Consider the following 17,799-nt stretch of genomic DNA (forward strand, 5'->3'; position numbering starts at 1 on the left):
GCCTTGGACTCGCCGAGCAGCGTGTCGACGTAGAGCGAGCGCATCGACGTCATGCCGCCCATGCCGGTGCCCTGGGTGTTGGCGACCAGCGTCGGGTGGACCCACCGCATCAGTTCTTCCGGCGTGAATCCGCTGGACAGGAACGCGTCCACGGTGGCGACGAGATTCCACAGGGCGACCCGGTCGATCGAACTCGCCATGTCCGGGGTGACGCCCCAGCGCACCGGGTCGAAGCCCGTCGGGATCTGTCCGCCGACGGTGCGGCTCAACTCGAATCGGCGCGGAACGCGGATCTCGGTTCCGGCCAGACGCGTGACCGCAAAGTCGCCGGTGCCGGCCACCGGTGCGATCCGGGTGTGCTCGGGGTCGGCCGCGACGAAGGCACGGGCCGTTTCCTCCGACGAGACGGTGAAGGTCAAATCCTCGTCGAGGAAGACCGACTCCAACAGCGGCGAAGAATTCTCGATCATCGCACCGTCATCGACGTAGCGGCGGATGCCACAGCGGGCCACCACCGCGTCGTGATAGCGGTCGGCGATCTCCGACTCGGGCACCGCATCGCCGGTCTCGGCGTCATACCAACCCGGCTTCGGGTTCTCCTCCCAGGTGATCAGCCCGGTGCTCCACGCGAGTTCGGCGACCCCGGCCGCCGACAACTCGCCGGTCACCTCCATCTCGAACCTGGTGCGCGCCGAACCGTACGGCCCGACCTCCCCGGCTCCGACGATGACGACGAAGTCTTCGGGCTTCACGCCGACCTCGGGCCAGGCCACCGGCGCCTCGCGGGGCGCGCGGGCCGGGTGCGGCAGCGCGTCGATGCCGGCCGTGGCCGATGCCTCCTGGGCGGCGGGTTCAGCGGATTCCGCTGCCTGTTCGGCAGCGACGTCGGCCAGGGCCTTGAGGTCGATCGACGGGTCGAGACCGGCGGTGAGGTCCACCTGCAGCGGTTTGGCAGTGGCCGTCGCACGCTGCTCGGGGGTGCACAGCGCGAGTAGCTCGGCGGCCATCTCGGCGGTGCTCCAGGTGCGTACCCCGGCGGCCTCCACGGCGGCGACCATCGGATCGTTGCCACCCATGAGACCAGTGCCACGCACCCAGCCGATGAGCGCATGGGCCAGGGTGGTCCGCGAGCCCCACGAGGACTCCGCCGACCAGCGGGTGACCACGGCGTCGAGCGCTGCCTTCGCCTCACCGTAGGCACCGTCGCCGCCGAACATTCCACGGTTGGGCGACCCCGGTAGCACGACGTGCAGGCGCGCGTCGATGTTGTGGTCCGCGTGCAGACCCGACAGCCCGCCGATCATCCGCTCGACCGTCCACAGCAGGACCTTCATCTCCGCCTCGGCGCGCGCGCCGGCGTCGGTGAGATCACCGGCCACCCGCGGCGCGGCGAAGGGGAACAGGAGGGTCGGGCGCATGGCCTCCTTGGTGACCTCGGTCGCCCCGCCGAGGGTCTGCGACTGCTCGTCGCCGACCCATTCAACTAGTGAGTCGACATCGGTGTAGCTCGCGAGATTCGCCGGCACCACCCACAGCGCCGCACCATAGCGGGCGTGCTCGCGATAGAGCTGCTTGAAGAAGTCCAGTCGTTGCGACGTCAGCCGCGAGGTGGTCGCGATGACGGTCGCCCCGCCGCCGAGCAGCCCGGCCACGACAGCGCCGGCGATCGATCCGTCGGCCGCACCGGTGACGACCGCGATGTCCTCGGCGTAGTCGCCGGGCGTCGGGTCGGCGGCCTGCTGCGCGATGGCGGCAAACACGCGGGCGTGAACGTCGCGCTCGCGGGTCAGCGACTTACCCTGCCACCAGGTGGCGTGCTCGGCGATCGTCGCCCCCGCGCCGCGGAAGGTCCCGGTCTTTTCGAGGAATGCCGCATCGAGCTCGTCGGCGCCGGCCAGCCACAGCTGCGCCAGGTCGGCGCGGGCACTGGCCCACCGATCGTCGATCAGCACCGCGCGGCGCTCGTCGAAGACCGGCGCCACGGTGCGCACCCAGTCCGCGCCGAGCTCGGCGGCGACCCGGTCGGCGAGAACAGCGGCGTCCTCATCGACGTCGAGGCCGACCGGTGCGACATCGTCGAGGCCGAGCTGGTGCAGCACGGTCCGCGCCGCCGTGGCTAGGACGCCGCTGCGCCCGGTCAGCTGCTCGGCAAAGTCACCGAGGGCAGCGGCATCAACGGTGCCGCCGGCCTCGCCGCCGCTGGCGGGGAGCGCCACGGCAATCCCGTGGGCGGCTCCGACGGCCTGCACGGCGCGGTCGATGACGGCGTCGAAGGCCGCGAGATTGGCCAGTGGCCCGTCGGCCAGGTCGCCCAGGGCTCCGCCGCGCACACTGTCACCGTCGCGGGTGCCCATCGAGACCGCTACGGCCGCGTGGGTGGCCCAGCCCGGACCGAGCTGCCACACCTCGGTGACGCGTTCGGTGAGGTAGTTGGGCCGTTTGCCCAGCGGGCCGGCGATGCGCCGCAGCTGATCGCCCACCGCATCGGACAGCACCGGACCGAGGGCCCGGTAGCCGCGGGCCAGCGTGTTGACCGACTCCCCCAGCGCCGTCAACGGTGCCTCCGCGGCGCCGTCGATCGCACCGAGACCCAACTCGGCCCCGATATCGAGCAGCAACTGGTTGCGGCGCGACGAGACCCCGTCACAGAGCGCCTCGATGGTGTCGGCCGCGCCGATCTGCTCGACGCGGATCTTGGTCCATTGCGCGATCACCGCGCGCACCGCGTCGGCCGGGGCGAACGCCAGGTCGCCGGGACGCGGTCCCGCCGCGGCGGGAGTCGCCGCGGGGACCGCCGGGGCACTTGCCACCGGGGCACTTGCCACCGGGGCGGCACCCTCGTCGCCCGCCGACTCGGTCGCCGTCGCGGACTCCGCCTCCGGCTCGGCCCCCTCGTCGGCGGCGAGCAGGACTGCGGTGTCGCGCTCGATGTTGAGGATCTCGGCGTCGGCGGCGGCGAACTGGTCCAGCTTCAGGGTGTTGGCCGCCAGACCCGACAGCGTCGGCGCGGACTTCACCCCGATCTCGACGAATCGGCCCACGTTGAGGCCCCCACGGCTCGTGGGGGCGAACAGCAGGTCCTGCGTCTCGATCCACCGCACCGGGCTCGCGAACTGCCAGGCCAACAGCTCGATGAGAATGATGCGGGTCAGCTCGGCCGGGCGCGAGGACCAGGACTCGAAGTTGGCGAGCACCTCGTTCAACGGCTCGGACGGCACCAGGCCGGCGATCTCGGCGATGAACTCGCGGCCCAGGTTGAACAGCCGCGGCACGAGGTTGGGGATGTAGTGCCCCACCAGGATCTGCGGGTCGATGTGCGCCGGCAGCAGGGCGTCCAACCGCTCGCGGAACGCGGGCACGCCGGCCCGCAGCACCGTCGAGTGGAAGGGCACGTCGATCCCGGGAACCAGGATGAAGGCGCGCTTGCCGCCGAACTCGGCGACGCGGCGCTCGATCTCCACCTCCAGGGCGGCCAGGCCGCGCACCGTACCGGCGATCGCGTACTGGGAGCCGCGCAGGTTCAGGTTCACCACCTCGAGGAACTCGCCGGTCGCATCGGCGATCCCGTCGACGAAGCCGGTGACGTCGTCGTCGGTGAGACCGAACTGGCTGGGCCGGATGGCTGCCATCCGGTACTCGCTGTTGCCCTTGGCGTCGCGCGGGACCAGGTGGTGCATCGCCTCACCGCGCTGGAACACCACCTCCAGGACTGCTTCGAGCGGGAGGACGCCCACGCATGCGGCGAGCGCGTTATATTCGCCGACCGAGTGCCCGGCGGTGATCGCGTTCTCGACGAAGCCGCCGGATTCGCGCAGCTCGGCGACCTGCGCGACACCGAGGGTCGCCATGGCCACCTGGGTGAACTGGGTCAGGAACAGCACCCCGTCGGGATGGTGGTAGGTCGTGCCGTTGGCGACGAGGGTCGTCGGGTTGTCCCGCACGACGGCCAGGATCGAGAATCCCAGCGCTTCGCGGGTGTGCGCGTCGGCGCGGTCCCACACGTCGCGGGCGGCCGCCGACTGCGACCGCGCCGCCAAGCCCATGCCCTTACTCTGGATACCCTGCCCGGGGAAGGCGTAGACGGTCAGCGGTGCCGCCAGCAGTGCGGTCGCCGCAGCGACGAGCTCGCCGCCGACCTTCATCGTGACCTCGACGACCTCGCGTCCTCGGTCGAGACCGACACGGTCGACCCGCACGTCCACTCGGTCGCCGAGGCGGACCATGCCGAGGAAGCGGATCGTCCAGCCCTCGATCGGGCGGGGAGCCCCGCCGCGCCGCGTGTCGCGAGCGGTGACGACCTGCTGGGCCGCCGCCGACAGCCACATGCCGTGCACGATCGGCTCGCCGAGTCCGGCCAGCGCCGCCGCGTTGGCGTCGGTGTGAATGGGGTTGTGGTCACCCGATACCAGGGCGAAGCCATTCATTGCGCGGGGTGCGACGATGGTGGCCGTCCGCACGAACTTGCGGGTGGCGTCGCGCTCGTCGCCGGGCTTCCCGCCGGCGCGGATCGGGTCGGCGAGCTCGCCGCCGCCCAGGCGTCCACGAATGGCGAAGCGCTCGGCCAGCACGGCCACGAGGGTCGGCCCGTCGTGCAACTCGACGTCGACAGTCAGAACGCGGCCGACGGTGGTGTCGGCGACCCCGCGCAGCGTGGAGGTCGCGGTCAGGGTGGCGCGCTGCGCCGGGATCGGCGACTCGATGCCGATGGCGTGGTCGAGATGCACCAAGTCGAGCAGACCCTCGACCACGGGGGCACCGCTCTCGGTGCGCGCGGCGCCGATCAGGGCGAAGACCGACGGCCAGGTGAGGCCGACGAGCGCGTCGGGCACGGTGTGGCCCGGCTCGGGGGCCAGCGTCGACGGCAGCGTCGCGGTGGTGACCCCGCGATGGTCGGCGGCAAAGTCGGGATCCCACTCGATCACCGCCTGCGCGGTCAGTTCACCCGACGGCGAGACCTCGATGGGTGCGAGCCTGCCGCCGGCGGCGATCGCCACGATCTGCGCCATCGCGGAGCCGGCGTCGTCGATCCCGACGAGCGGGGCGCCGCCGTCGAGCACCGACGATGCGACGGTCAGCGGGATGATCGTCGAGGTGGCGCCGATCGGCACGACCAGGTCGAAGCGGTCGTCGTCCCGGCGGCGCAACACGGCACCGGAGGACGGGTGTTCGGCGGCATCCTCGGCGAGGATCGTCCAGTGGTCGGGATGGCCCAGTCGCAGCGCGGGGTTGGGCACGATGCGTCCGGCCCAGCGCACATCTGCGGCCGAGAGGATGGCCGCGATCGATCCGGCGGCACCGGCCGCATCACGACGGCGCGCATCAATCTCGACGACCGGCTCGCCGGCGCGGGTCAACTCCCCGACCAGCTCCGCCTCGAAACGGTCGAGCAGATCGCCGACCGGCTCGTCGGCCTCGGTGATCCCGGCGACCGCAACCGGGCCGGGGATGACGCACACCTCGTCGGCGCCGTAGCGCGGGTCGTGTGCCTGCCACAGCGAGTCGCTGCGCCACCAGCGGCGAACGTCGGCATCGACGACGGGGACGAAGTTGACCGGCTTGCCCGGGGTTTTGCACAGCCCGAGGAAGAAGGCGACGTCGGCGGGGTGCAGGATGTCGGTCGCGGCGGCCGGGTAGGCGCCAACGAGGCGGTCGACGCTGGCGTGGGCGTCGGGCGCCGTGGCGAAGAGGGTCTCGATCTCGCCGCGATCAGCCTCGTGCAACCGCGCCTCGGCGCGCTGGCACATCTCGACGAACCGCTGCTCCCAGGTGGTGTCCGCCCAGGGCAGCGCGTCGCCGGACTCTCCGACGGCGAGGGTCGCGTAGCGGCGCAGCCATTGCTCGTAGGTCATAGTCGCCACGTGGCCGAAGTAGGGCTTGGCAGTGCCGGCGAGGGCGGCGATGATCTCGTCGCGCCGGGCCGCGACGGCGTCGCCGTCGCCGGCCACCTCATCGAGGAGCCGCCCGCAACGCGACGCGCTGTTGTCGACCTCGTGGATGTCGGCACCGAGCTGACTACGGCCCGACGCCATTCCGGCGGTGGCATGGCCGGCGCCGATCCACTCATCGCACCCTTGCGTCTGGACCAGCAGTTCTTTGACCTCGGGGGTCGTCGTCGCCTCGGCGGTCGCCATCGCCGCGGTGCCGATCAGGATGCCGTCGAGCGGCATCACCGGATAGTCGTGGGCCAGCGACCACCGGCCGGACAGGTACTCTGCGGCGCGCTCGGGGGTCCCGATGCCGCCGCCGACACAGATCACCACGTTGGCGCGGGCGCGCAACTCGGCGTAAGTGGCGAGCAGCAGGTCGTCGAGGTCTTCCCACGAGTGGTGGCCTCCGGCGCGACCACCCTCGATCTGGACGATCACCGGATGATGGGGAACTTCGGCCGCGATGCGGACGACGTCGCGGATCTGCGCGACCGTGCCCGGCTTGAACGCGACATAGTGCAGGCCGGCGTCGATCAACTCATCGACCAGCGCGACCGCGTCCGCCAGTTCGGGGATGCCGGCCGAGACGATCACACCGTCGAGCGGGGCGCCCTGGGCCCGTGCCTTCTGCACGAGGCGCTTGCCGCCCAGCTGCAGCTTCCACAGGTACGGGTCGAGGTAGAGCGCGTTGAACTGTGCCTGGCGGCCGGGTTCGAGCAGCTCGGTCAGTCGCGCGACGTTGTCGGCGAAGATCTCCTCGGTGACCTGGCCACCGCCGGCGAGTTCGGCCCAATGGCCGGCGTTGGCCGCGGCAGCGACGATCGCCGGATCGACCGTGGTGGGGGTCATTCCCGCGAGCAGCATGGGTGAGCGGCCGGTCAGCCTCGTGAAGGCGGTGTCGATGACCGGCCGGCCGTCGGGCAGCACGGCCAGACGCGGGGCGTAGCGGTCCCATCGATGGGCCACCTCGGGCACCCCGCCCGGGGCGAACAGGTTGCGCTGCCCGCCGCGCAGCGCGGCCGGGATGACTCCCACACCGGCGCCGCGGACCAGTGGCGCGGTGAGGCGGGTGACCACGTCGGCGGGGCCGAGATCGATGATCCACTTGGCGCCGTCGGCCTTGGCCTCGTCGATGATCGATACCCAGTCGACCGGGTCGACGAGGACGGCACCCGCCTGGCGGTGCGCCCATTCGGTGTCGAGGCCGCAACGCTCGGCCCACTCCCGCACCAGATCCACCGCGTCGGACATTTCGGGGTGGTGGAACGCCACCGAGACGGCCAGCGGATCGAAGGTCGGCGCAAAGGGGGTGCCGCCGGTCAGCTTGTTCTTCCGGTCGGCCGCCTCCTGCGCGGCGATCTGCTCGCAGTGCGTCTGCAGTGCGGCCAGGTGGACTGGCGCGCCGGAGAGGACGACCCCGCGGCGCCCGTTGCGCAGCGCGACGACGGGAAGCCCGCGCTCACCATCGGCGGCCGTGGACCGGTACTGCGCCAGCACTTCGTCGATCCGGGCGGGAACGACGTTGGTGACCGAAAGCATGGGCGATCCGTCGGCGGCGGCGCTGAGCCCGCGACGGGCGGCAACGACGGTTGCGGCGGCACCGATCAGCCGGGCCAGGGCCAGCAGCGCACCCTCGCCCGGGCCGGCGACGAGGTTCTCGCCCACCCGGACGGCGTCGACGGCGAGGCAGCCCTGCGAGTGGCCGACGACGCTGGTCGGCGGGTACTGGTCGGTATCGAGGCCCTGTTTGCGGAGGGAGGAGAGTGCGGCGAGCTGGGCCAGCAGGATGCCCGGCAACGAGGCCGCCGCGGCCAGCAGCGCGTTGTCGTCGGGCAGGTATTCACCGGTGTCCGCCATCGTGTCATCGAGGGCATCGCCGGCGTCGAGGACCTCGACCCAGCGCAGCGGGTCGAACCCGTCGGGCGCGGCCATCGACAGTTCCGCGGCGACGGGTTCGAGCAGTCGCTGCGACGCGAGCAGAGTCTGCTCGAAATGGCGCTGCAGCTCGGCGTCGACGACGAGCTCGGCCAGCGTCGGCAACCACGCGGCGCCCTGTCCACCGAACGCGACCGCGTAGGCCTCCCCATCGGCGATCCGGTCGATGAGCGCCTCGGACACGGCGTGTGCGTCGGCGCGGGCGGTGGCGGTGCGGTCCTGGTCGATGGTCACAGGTGTGCTCCTCAGTAAGGGATCGGTTTGGGATTCGCGGTCCATCCTCGCACGGGAAAATGAGGCGTCCCTCATGTTTTAGGGTGACCCGTCGGTATACCGGCCAGTAGTCTCACGAGTAGCTTTTTGCGGCCCGTGACCTGCTTCACACGCGCGGATGAAACGTCCTGCTCACGCGACGGCGAGTCGCGCCCGCCCCTCCCACCTGCGGCGACGGTACATCGTTACCCAATCGTTATCTTTAGCCGATGCCGGACACCGGCGTAGGCTTAATCCCGTTCCGCACGGAAAGGGGACCGGCGATGAGCGAACCGGCAGCGGTGCGCGGCGTCCATCCGGCAGACCGGCGGCTCGCCGATCCCACACCGGGGAAGGTGCGCGAGCAGGCCATCGCCGTCGAAGGACTCTGGTCGGGATACGTCCGCACCGAGCCCGGTGTGGCATCAGGGTGGCACCATCACGGCGAACACGAGACCTCGGTCTACGTCATCGAGGGAACGGTGCGCATCGAGTTCGGTCCCGGCGGCCGCGACTCCGTCGACGCGGGACCGGGCGACTTCGTCCACATCCCCAAGCACCTGGTGCACCGCGAAGTGAATGCCGGCCCGACATCCTCGCAGGAAATCATCACCCGCTCGGGCACCGGCGCTCTTACCGTGAACGTCGACGGCCCGCAGCCCGCCTGACCCCGAAGGAAACGAACCCTCGATCACCGCCGTCCGCCACGCGATCTGAGACCATCAAACGCCAACGCCGTGTCGCGGTCGCCCCGGAGCAGGCCGCCGCGCGACTGCGGCAGCCGACGCAGTTCCGGTAGGGTCCGGCCATGCCCGACTGCATCTTCTGCGACATCGTCGCCGGCCGATCCCCGGCCCGCGAGGTCTACTCCGACGAGAACGTCGTGGGATTCCTCGACATCCGGCCCGTCATGCGCGGGCACACGCTGCTCGTCCCGCGGACACACTCACGAGGTCTGGTAGATCTCGCCCCCGAGGCCGGTGGACAGCTCTTCGCCGCCGGCCAGAAGGTCGCCGGCGCGATGCGCCACGCCGTGGGCGCCGACGGGGTCAATCTCCTCGTCAACGACGGCCGAGCGGCGATGCAGACGGTTTTCCACACCCATCTACACGTGGTGCCGCGCCACAACGGCGACAAACTGTCATTCGCCAAAGGACTGGTCGTACGGCGCGACCCCAATCCCGACGAGACCGCGGAACTGATCAGAGGAGCATTGGCCCGCTGACGGGCGGCGAAACTAGGCGCGCTCGCCGCGCAGCGCCCGGAAACCACCGGCGATCCGGACGAGGCGGGTGAATCCGAGACGCGACAGGCGGGACTCGATCTCCTCGGCCTGCGCGTTGAGGGCGATTACGGCAACCTCGGCATCGCGGCGAACCTGCGAATTCACGCGCAGCCGGCCCGTCAACTCGGCGGGCTCCACGACGACCGCGCCGGGCACACTGCCCTGGTGACGGACTACCTGAGGCCGAACGTCCAGAATCACGGCGTCCCCGCGCTGTGCATGCTCGACGGCTTGTGCGGCCGAAATCTCCGGCATCATCGACTGTCTCCTCGCTGGGGGGCGCTTTGGGTGGATGTCCGCGTAGTCCAACGGTCTAATCGCGCACCGGGTTCCCATTGTTACGCACGCCACATCTCAGAACGCACTGCGCCCCGGCAAAGATTGGGTCTCAGTACTTGATTGGCTCTCAGTACTTGCCGCGCCGGCCGGCAACCTTCGGATTCGGACGACGGTTCCCATCCCGGGGACCGCCCTTGTGGCCACCGCCGCCGCGCGTGCGCGGCGGACCCATGTCCCGGCGCAGGTCGATGGAATTGCGCCCGATGCGGGTGTGCTTGAGCAGGGCCATCGTATCCGCATCGAGATCGGCCGGCAGTTCGACGATCGAATAGTCGTCCCGGATGCTGATGTTCCCGAAGTCTCCCCTGGAGAGCCCGCCCTCATTGGCGATGGCGCCGACGATCGCGCCCGGGGTCACCTTGTGCTTGCGGCCGACGGCGATCCGATAGGCCGCGAACGACCCGCCGCCGCGCGGCGCACGCTCGGCGCGCGGCTCACGTTCGCGACGTTCGCCGGGCGGCGGATCCGGCGACATCAGGAACGCGCCGTCGCGCGTCTCCAGCGCCAGCGCCGCCGCGATATCGGCCATCGTCACATCGTGCTCGCGGGCATAGTTCTCCACCAGCCCACGGAACAGATCAAGGTTGTCCGAGGCGAGGTTCTCGGTGATCGAATCAGCGAACCGGGCGACGCGCTGGGCGTTGACATCCTCGGCCGACGGCAAGTCGATCTCGGTGAGCGACTGGCGCGTCGCCTTCTCGATCGACCGCAACAGGTGCCGCTCACGCGGCGACACGAACAACAGCGCCGTGCCCGACCGGCCGGCGCGACCCGTGCGCCCGATCCGGTGCACGTAGGACTCGGTGTCGTGCGGGATGTCGTAGTTCACCACATGGGAGATCCGGTCGACGTCGAGGCCGCGCGCCGCCACATCGGTCGCCACCAGGATGTCCAGCGACCCGTCCTTGAGCTGGTTGATGGTCCGCTCGCGCTGCGCCTGCACCATGTCGCCGTTGATCGCCATCGCCGAATGCCCGCGCGCCCGCAGCTTCTCGGCGAGTTCCTCGGTGGCCGACTTGGTCCGTACGAACACGATCATCCCGTCGAACTGCTCCACCTCCAGAACACGGGTGAGAGCGTCGAGTTTTCGCTGATGAGAGACCTGCAGAAACTTTTGGGTGATGTTCTGCGCGGTCGACGTCGACGACTTGACGGTGACTTCGGCCGGATCGTGGAGGTACTTCTGCGCCAGTCGCCCGATCGCCTTGGGCATCGTCGCGGAGAAGAGCGCAACCTGCTTGGAATCGGGAGTATCGGACAGGATCCGCTCCACGTCTTCGGCGAAGCCCATCGTCAGCATCTCGTCGGCCTCGTCGAGGACGAGGAACTCCAACTCGGAGATGTCCAGGGTGCCCTTGTCGAGGTGGTCGATGACCCGGCCAGGGGTGCCGACGATGACCTGGGCGCCCCGCCGCAGGCCCGAAAGCTGGACGCCGTAGCTCTGGCCGCCGTAGATCGGCAGGACGCGCAACTCGGGAATATGGACGGCGTAGCGGCCGAATGCCTCGGCGACCTGCAACGCCAGTTCGCGGGTCGGCGCGAGCACGAGGGCCGCCGGTTTGCGCGCCGAGGTATCGATCCGGGACAGGATGGGGACGGCGAACGCGGCGGTCTTGCCGGTACCGGTCTGCGCGAGCCCGACGACATCACGGCCGGCCATCAGCGGTGGGATGGTGGCTGCCTGGATCGGCGACGGGGTTTCGTAGCCGACGTCGTCCAGGGCACGGCGAACGCGGTCGTCGATGCCCAAGTCGTCGAAGGACTTAGCGTGATCGTTGGTCATTATGAGTGTTCACTCTATCGCCGAAACGCCCAACGACCAGCATCCACGGACCAACCCGAGCACCATGGTGTGACGACCGCCACGGACTTGCTACCGTGACAGTCAATCAAATCAGACATTCCGCGTTCCCTACGACTGGAGATCACGACCATGCAGGAATCGACAAAGGCCGCCAATTTCTCGATCGACCAGTCTGCGACCTGCGTCGACACGGTGTTGCGGTACCGTGCCGAGCGCCCCACCATGCCGCTGTTCCGCCGCTACGCCAACGGCACCTGGGTCAACGTGACCGCCGCCCAGTTCGCCGACGAGGTCGACGCTGTCGCCAAGGGCCTCATCGCGTCGGGCGTGCAGCCCGGCGATCGCGTCGCACTGTTGTCGGCGACCCGCTACGAGTGGACCCTGGTCGACTACGCGATCTGGCGGGCCGGCGCGACCACCGTCGCCATCTTCGACACCTCCTCGTCCGATCAGGTGAACTGGATCCTGTCGGACTCGGGCACCTCGCTGGTGATTCTGGAAACGCCGGCACACCTCGCCGCGCACGGCGAAGTCATCAAGGGCTGCGCCAGCATCCGCGAGACGCTGCTGATCGACGAGGGTGCCATCGCCGAGTTGACCAAGCGCGGCAAGGGCGTGTCCGACGCCGATCTGAACAGCCGCCACGAGCAGGCCAGCGCGGCCGACGCGGCCACCCTGATCTACACCTCGGGTACCACCGGGCGGCCCAAGGGCGTCGTCCTGACCCACGCCAACTTCATGGCCGAGTCGGCCGCGGTGACCGCCGCACTCGGCCCGATGATGACCGAGGGCAAGTCGACCCTGCTGTTCCTGCCGCTGGCCCACGTCTTCGCCCGAGTCATCGCGGTCACCGCCTTGGAGAACAAGGTGGTCGTCGGCCACACCAGCGACATCGCGCATCTGGTCGACCACTTCGCGGCCTTCGCCCCGGACTTCGTGCTGTCGGTGCCCCGGGTGTTCGAGAAGGTCTACAACTCGGCCGAGCAGAAGGCCGTCGACGGCGGCAAGGGAAAGATCTTCGCGCTGGCCGCCGCGACCGCCATCGAGTGGAGCAAGGCGCAGGACACCGGCGGGGCCGGATTGGTGCTGAACCTCAAGCACACGGTCTTCGACAAGCTGGTCTACGCCAAGTTGCGCGCTGCGCTCGGCGGACGCTGCGAGGCGGCGGTATCGGGCGGCGGTCCGCTCGGCGCGCGCCTGGGCCACTTCTACCGCGGCGCCGGCGTCCCCATCTACGAGGGCTACGGGCTGACCGAGACCACCGCCGCCGTCACCGTCAACCAGCCCGGGCAGCAGCAGGTCGGCAGCGTCGGCCGCCCGATCGAGGGCATGAAGATCGCGATCGCCGAAGACGGCGAGGTCCTGCTCAACGGACCGGTCGTCTTCAGCGGCTACTGGAACAACGAAAAGGCCACCGCCGAAGCCATCGTCGACGGATGGTTCCACACCGGCGACCTGGGCAGCTTGACCGACGGCTACCTCTCGATCACCGGCCGCAAGAAGGAGATCATCGTCACCGCTGGCGGCAAGAACGTCTCCCCGGCCCAGCTCGAGGACACCATCCGCGCCAACGCCCTGGTCAGCCAGTGTCTGGTGGTGGGCGACGCGAAGCCGTTCATCGGTGCGCTGATCACCATCGACCCCGAGGCGTTTCCCGGCTGGCTGGACCGCCACGAATTGCCCGCCGACACCTCGATCGCCGACGCCGCGGCCAACCCCGTCCTGCGTGCAGAGATCCAGGCGGCGGTCGACGCCGCGAACGCGACCGTGTCCAAGGCCGAGGCGATCAAGAAGTTCGCCATTCTCGACAGTGACTTCACCGTCGAGAACGGCGCGCTGACCCCGACGCTCAAACTCAAGCGCAATGTCATTCACGACTCGTACAAGCAGGCAATTGCCGACCTCTACACCTGAGGGGCCGCACGCTTCGGCCACGAGTGCCACGGGCCGCGACTGGGCCATCGACGCGACCCGCGGGCTGGCCATCTGGAGCATGATCGCCGCGCACTTCTCCGGACCTAAGTCCATCGCGGGGCGGGCCACGCATGCCTATCCGTACGTCGACGGGATGGCCGCGTTCGTCCTGCTGTCAGGCCTCGTGCTCGGCATCGTGTACAGCGGCTGGATCGCCCAGCGCGGCTGGGGCTTCACCTATCAGCGGCTGGGTAAGCGCCTGGTCGTGCTCTACCTGTGCCAGGTGGCGATCTGCCTGGTCGCCGTCGCCGCCGGGCTCGCGGGCCACTACCAACTCATCCACCTGAAGCCGGTCAACGATGCCGGCACCGGAATCGGGCTGGCCCTGCTGTTGCGCTACCTCCCCGCGGGCGGCGACATCCTGCTCATGTACCTGGTCTTCCTCGGCGTGGCCGGCCTCATGCTGCCGCTCCTGCGGCGCGGCCTGGGGTGGGTGGTGCTGCTCGGTTCGATCGGCCTCTACGTCTACTCCCAGATCCACAGCCCGGCCTGGTTCTCGGTCACCAGTTCCCCGGGCCGCGCGTGGATCGCGCACCCGGACTGGTCGGACTGGTGGGCGGTGTTCTTCGGCGGGCTCGCGGTCCAGAACTGGGCGGCCTGGCAGATCATGTTTTTCCCCGCACTCGTACTCGGGTGGTATTGGCGCCGGTGGCGCATCGACGAATGGCTGATCCGCCGGCTGCCGTGGCTGTTGGCCGCCGCGGCGGCCGGGTGGTGCGTGCTGTACTTCGGTTTCAAATCCGGCCCATGGCACCACATCGAGCCGGCGATCGCCGACAAGGTCGACTTCCGCGTTGCCCGCGTCGTCGCCTCGTGGCTGGTCGTCGCCACGCTCTACGCCCTGTTCGGCTGGCTTGTCCCGCGACTGCGCGAACGCAACCTGCTGCGCCCGCTGATCATGACCGGTGCGCGCAGCCTCGACTCCTACGTCCTGCAGGCACTGCTGCTCGTCGCCATTCCGGTGTTCGTCATCGCCCACCCCTGGTCGCGGTGGACCGCCGTGGTCATCACGGTGGGCGTCTTCGGTCTGTGCTGGGCGTGGGCGGAATTCCGCCGATCACTGGCCATCGACAAGCTGCACCGGCTCCCGGTGATCGTCACCCGGCGGTGGCGCCGCAGCCGGATTCAGACAGCCCGATAGAGGATCCCGCGAGCGATCGCCTCGCGCACGACCGGCATCGCGGCCTGGCCGAGCGCGTCGGCGTCGACGCCGTGGTGCACGGCGAGCAGCGCGATCAGATCGCCGAGCGGGACCTGTCCGCGGCAACCGGCGAGCAATGCGCGCGACACCTCGTCCAACGCGATCGCCGCTCCCGGCCCACCGGGGCGCCGCACCACCGAACTGATGCACTGCCAACCGGTGTCACCGGGCAACGACTGCTCGTCGAGGATCACCGGCATGGTCGCGAGCGACATCGCGAGCAGATCGCCATCGGTGTGGGCCGCGAGGAAGTCCTGCCGGTCGAAGAAGGCCTGCGCCTCGGCGCCGGTGACCTCCTCACCGGCCCCGGTGATCTCCTCGACGATCTGGAAGCGCACCCGGCCGTCCACCGGGCGGCGCACGGTGAGCACACCCATGCCGACGGCCACGATCCCGGCCGCATCGAAGAACTCCAGCCACTCGCGCCCGCGCTGCGCCGATCGTGCCGGCGACTCGCCCGCATCGGCGAGCCACAACGAGACATAACTGACCGGGTCGGCGAGTTCGCGCTGCACGACCCACGCGTCGAGGCCGGTGTGTTCGAGCCACTGCCGCGGTCGCGCGGCCCAATCATCGCGGTCGGTCACCACCCAGTTCGCCAGCACCGTCGCGATCCCACCCGGATTCAGATGCGCGGGCACCTCGGCGATCAGTTGCGCGCACAGCCCGTCGGCCCGCACGCCGGAGTCGCGGTAGATGTAATCCTGGCTGCCACTGCCGATGACGAACGGCGGATTGGACACAATCAGGTCGAACCGCTCGCCGGCGACCGGCGCAAAGAGACTGCCGCGCCGCAGATCCCACGACTGCCCACTGGCTCGTGCGGTCGCGGCGGCCAGGGCCAGCGCTCGCTCGTTGGTGTCAGTGGCGACCACCTCCGCACAATGGGCACCCAGGTGCAGCGCCTGCACCCCGCAGCCGGTCCCGAGGTCCAGTGCCCGCTGCACCGGCCGCCGGATGACGGCCCGCGCCAGCGAGATCGACGCGGCGCCGATGCCCAAGACGTGATCGGCGGCGAGTGTCCCCGACCGCCGCCCGGCGTCCTGATCGGCGAAGACCACGTACTCCCCCGCATCGTCGGCGTACGGCCGCACATCAAGGACCGGTGATACGGACTCACCGTCGACGTCGACGACGCCTTGCGCGGCGAGTTCGTCGACGCCGACACCGGGCAGCGCCGCGGCCAACGCGGCCACGGGACGCTGCTGCCCCAGCAGGAAGACGGCGATCAACGCCGACAGCGCCCGGTCGTCGGCGACTACGGCCGTCGCCGGCCAGAGCACCCCGCCGGTGAGCGCGGCCGACACCTCACCACCCAGGTGCTCCTCGATTCCCGCCGTCGTAAAGCCGGCGGCCCGCAACGCACCGGCGAACCGTTCGACAACGGCCGCGTCGGCACAGGGCAGGCCGGTCATGCCGGCCTCGGGCAAGACATCAGTACCCCGCGCATCGCCGCGGCCTCCTTCTTCGTGACCCACAACCGGTAGGCCAGCTTCACCTCGATCTGGCGGTTGACGTAGACGCACCGGTAGGCACGGTTGGGGGGCAGGAACACCGCCGCATCCATGGGCCCCTTGTCCTGGTTGATGGCGCGGGTGACGGCTTGCAGGTTGCGCGGGTCGTTCGCGAGGTTCCGCCGCGCGGTGTCGTCGAAGAAGCGGGCGCCGGTGGTCCAGGCGTTGGCCAGCGAAACGACATGGTCGATCTCGACCTCGCCCGACGTGGTCGGTCCGCGCAGGAATCGCACGGTCTTACCGGTGTACTGGTCCAACAGGGTGCCCGACGAGACGAAGCAGTTGCCCGGCCGCAGCACGACGCCGGTCAGGTCGCGGCGCAGGATGTCATCGCGGGTGTTGCACCCGTTGCGCCCGAACTGCACGTCGACATTGTCGTCCCACAGCGGACCGAAAGCGGCGCGCGAGTACCCCTGCATGGAGACGCGGCTGCGCACCGGCAACTGCAGCATCCTCGTCAGTGCGGCCGAATCGACGTAGGTTCCGCCGGGGCCGACGGCGATGGTGGACGGAATGCCCGATTCGCCAATCGAATCGACCTGCTCGAGCAGGTAATCCTGCAGGCCACAGCCCGACAGTGCGACGACGAGGAGCCCCGACGCCGCCGCCAATGCGGCCCGCAACCTGAGAATCACATCCAAATTATGCGTCAAGTTAGTGTCAACTCGGTCGACGCACTGCCCAGCGCCGCTGCGGGCCAGTACTTTCAACGATGTTCATCATCCCGAACGATGCTCATCGAATTGCGAAAGATCGAGGTAGACCGCCCATGCGCTCATCTGTCCTGTTGACCGCCGCCCTGGCCCCGGCCGCCATCGCGCTGTCCGTCGGCATGGCCGCACCGGCCGCGGCCGTCCCCACCGCTAGCGACCCGACCATCGCCTCCGGAATGGAAATCCGTCACCCGACGTCGATCGTCACCGAGGCCAAGTGCACCCTCGGAGCCGTGATCAGCCGCACCCGCGCCCTGACCGCCGGGCACTGCGGCAAACGCGGTGAGGAGATCTTCACCGTCAAAGGCGACAAAATCGGCACCGTCACCACAAACCTGATCAGCCGCCACGCCGACATCGCGGTGATCACCCTGGTCCCCGGCCAGCAGGTCAAGGTCGACACGATCGACTGGGTGGCCAAGGCGGGCCAGAATGCGGCGGTCAGCAAGTTCGGCGCCACCACCGGCCTGTCGCGCGGTGTCGTCATCAACCCGAAGCCGCAGATGATCGACGCCGTCGAGTGCCCGGTACCCGGCCCGCTCGCCATCGCGTGTGCGTTCGCGCCGCCGAGCCTGCTGGTGAATCAGTCCACCTTCGTCGTGGAGACGAGCTTCCGCTCCGAAGGCGGCGACAGCGGTGCCGGCGTCCGGCTCGGCGGCGGACCGATCATCGGCATCGTGTCCTCGAAAGCGATCGGTGCCACCGATGCCAAGAATCGGGAGATCACCCGCTCCTACTACACACCGGTCTCACTCGTCCCGGCCAATCTGCGGTAACCACCCCGGCGGCGCGCTGTGGTCACCACCGGCAGTTGCGCTGGACCGCAGGCCGGCGAGGGTCCTGATGCGCGGGAAG

10 protein-coding genes are annotated in these 17,799 nt (G+C 69.7%); 5 read left to right on the forward strand and 5 right to left on the reverse strand.

The genetic code is table 11. The features are described 5' to 3' along the window. Nucleotides 1–8,096, reverse strand: an 8,096-nt coding sequence (locus B4M62_RS00615) for a fatty acid synthase subunit beta domain-containing protein (protein WP_290703640.1), incomplete at its 3' end; no start/stop codon positions are given. Between the two features lie 302 nt (nt 8,097–8,398). Between B4M62_RS00615 and B4M62_RS00620 the strand changes: the two genes are divergently transcribed. Both B4M62_RS00620 and B4M62_RS00625 read left to right on the forward strand, forming a co-directional pair. Continuing rightward, a complete protein-coding gene (locus tag B4M62_RS00620) occupies nt 8,399–8,782 on the forward strand; it encodes a cupin domain-containing protein (protein ID WP_290703642.1) in 384 nt (127 codons plus the stop codon). A 140-nt stretch (nt 8,783–8,922) separates the two neighbouring features. Continuing rightward, the gene (locus B4M62_RS00625; RefSeq protein ID WP_290703644.1) at nt 8,923–9,339 is read left to right on the forward strand and encodes an HIT family protein; all 417 of its coding nucleotides are present in this window, start codon (nt 8,923–8,925) and stop codon (nt 9,337–9,339) included. Nucleotides 9,340–9,351: 12 nt separating this feature from the next. Here B4M62_RS00625 and B4M62_RS00630 read toward each other — a convergent pair whose 3' ends face one another. Both B4M62_RS00630 and B4M62_RS00635 read right to left on the reverse strand, forming a co-directional pair. Further along, a complete protein-coding gene (locus B4M62_RS00630; RefSeq protein WP_290703646.1) occupies nt 9,352–9,657 on the reverse strand; it encodes a rhodanese-like domain-containing protein in 306 nt (101 codons plus the stop codon). 148 nt (nt 9,658–9,805) lie between these two features. Further along, nucleotides 9,806–11,521 (reverse strand): DEAD/DEAH box helicase, encoded by a 1,716-nt coding sequence (locus B4M62_RS00635; protein ID WP_290703648.1) that lies wholly within the window; start codon nt 11,519–11,521, stop codon nt 9,806–9,808. Between the two features lie 150 nt (nt 11,522–11,671). Here B4M62_RS00635 and B4M62_RS00640 point away from each other — a divergent pair, with 150 nt between their 5' ends. Together B4M62_RS00640 and opgC are read left to right on the forward strand one after the other, a co-directional pair. After that, on the forward strand, nt 11,672–13,456 hold the full coding sequence (locus B4M62_RS00640) for an AMP-dependent synthetase/ligase (protein ID WP_290703650.1): 1,785 nt from the start codon (nt 11,672–11,674) through the stop codon (nt 13,454–13,456). Continuing rightward, nucleotides 13,437–14,657, forward strand: a complete 1,221-nt coding sequence (opgC, locus tag B4M62_RS00645; protein WP_290703652.1) for an OpgC domain-containing protein — start codon at nt 13,437–13,439, stop codon at nt 14,655–14,657. Before B4M62_RS00640 ends, opgC begins: the two co-directional genes overlap by 20 nt. On the opposite strand, the gene B4M62_RS00650 is transcribed toward opgC, so the two are convergent. Both B4M62_RS00650 and B4M62_RS00655 read right to left on the reverse strand, forming a co-directional pair. After that, complete coding sequence (locus B4M62_RS00650; protein WP_290703654.1) at nt 14,642–16,132, reverse strand: DUF7059 domain-containing protein; 1,491 nt, start codon at nt 16,130–16,132, stop codon at nt 14,642–14,644. The two genes, opgC and B4M62_RS00650, sit on opposite strands and share 16 nt — an antisense overlap. Beyond that, on the reverse strand, nt 16,129–16,866 hold the full coding sequence (locus tag B4M62_RS00655) for an HNH endonuclease family protein (protein WP_290703656.1): 738 nt from the start codon (nt 16,864–16,866) through the stop codon (nt 16,129–16,131). The genes B4M62_RS00650 and B4M62_RS00655 overlap by 4 nt, the downstream gene beginning before the upstream one ends. 134 nt (nt 16,867–17,000) lie before the next feature. On the opposite strand from B4M62_RS00655, the gene B4M62_RS00660 reads away from it, so the two are divergent. Then, on the forward strand, nt 17,001–17,720 hold the full coding sequence (locus tag B4M62_RS00660; protein ID WP_290703658.1) for a trypsin-like serine protease: 720 nt from the start codon (nt 17,001–17,003) through the stop codon (nt 17,718–17,720). Nucleotides 17,721–17,799 lie beyond the last annotated feature (79 nt).

It is taken from the genome of Gordonia sp. UBA5067 (assembly GCF_002414845.1).
Classification (GTDB): domain Bacteria; phylum Actinomycetota; class Actinomycetes; order Mycobacteriales; family Mycobacteriaceae; genus Gordonia; species Gordonia defluvii.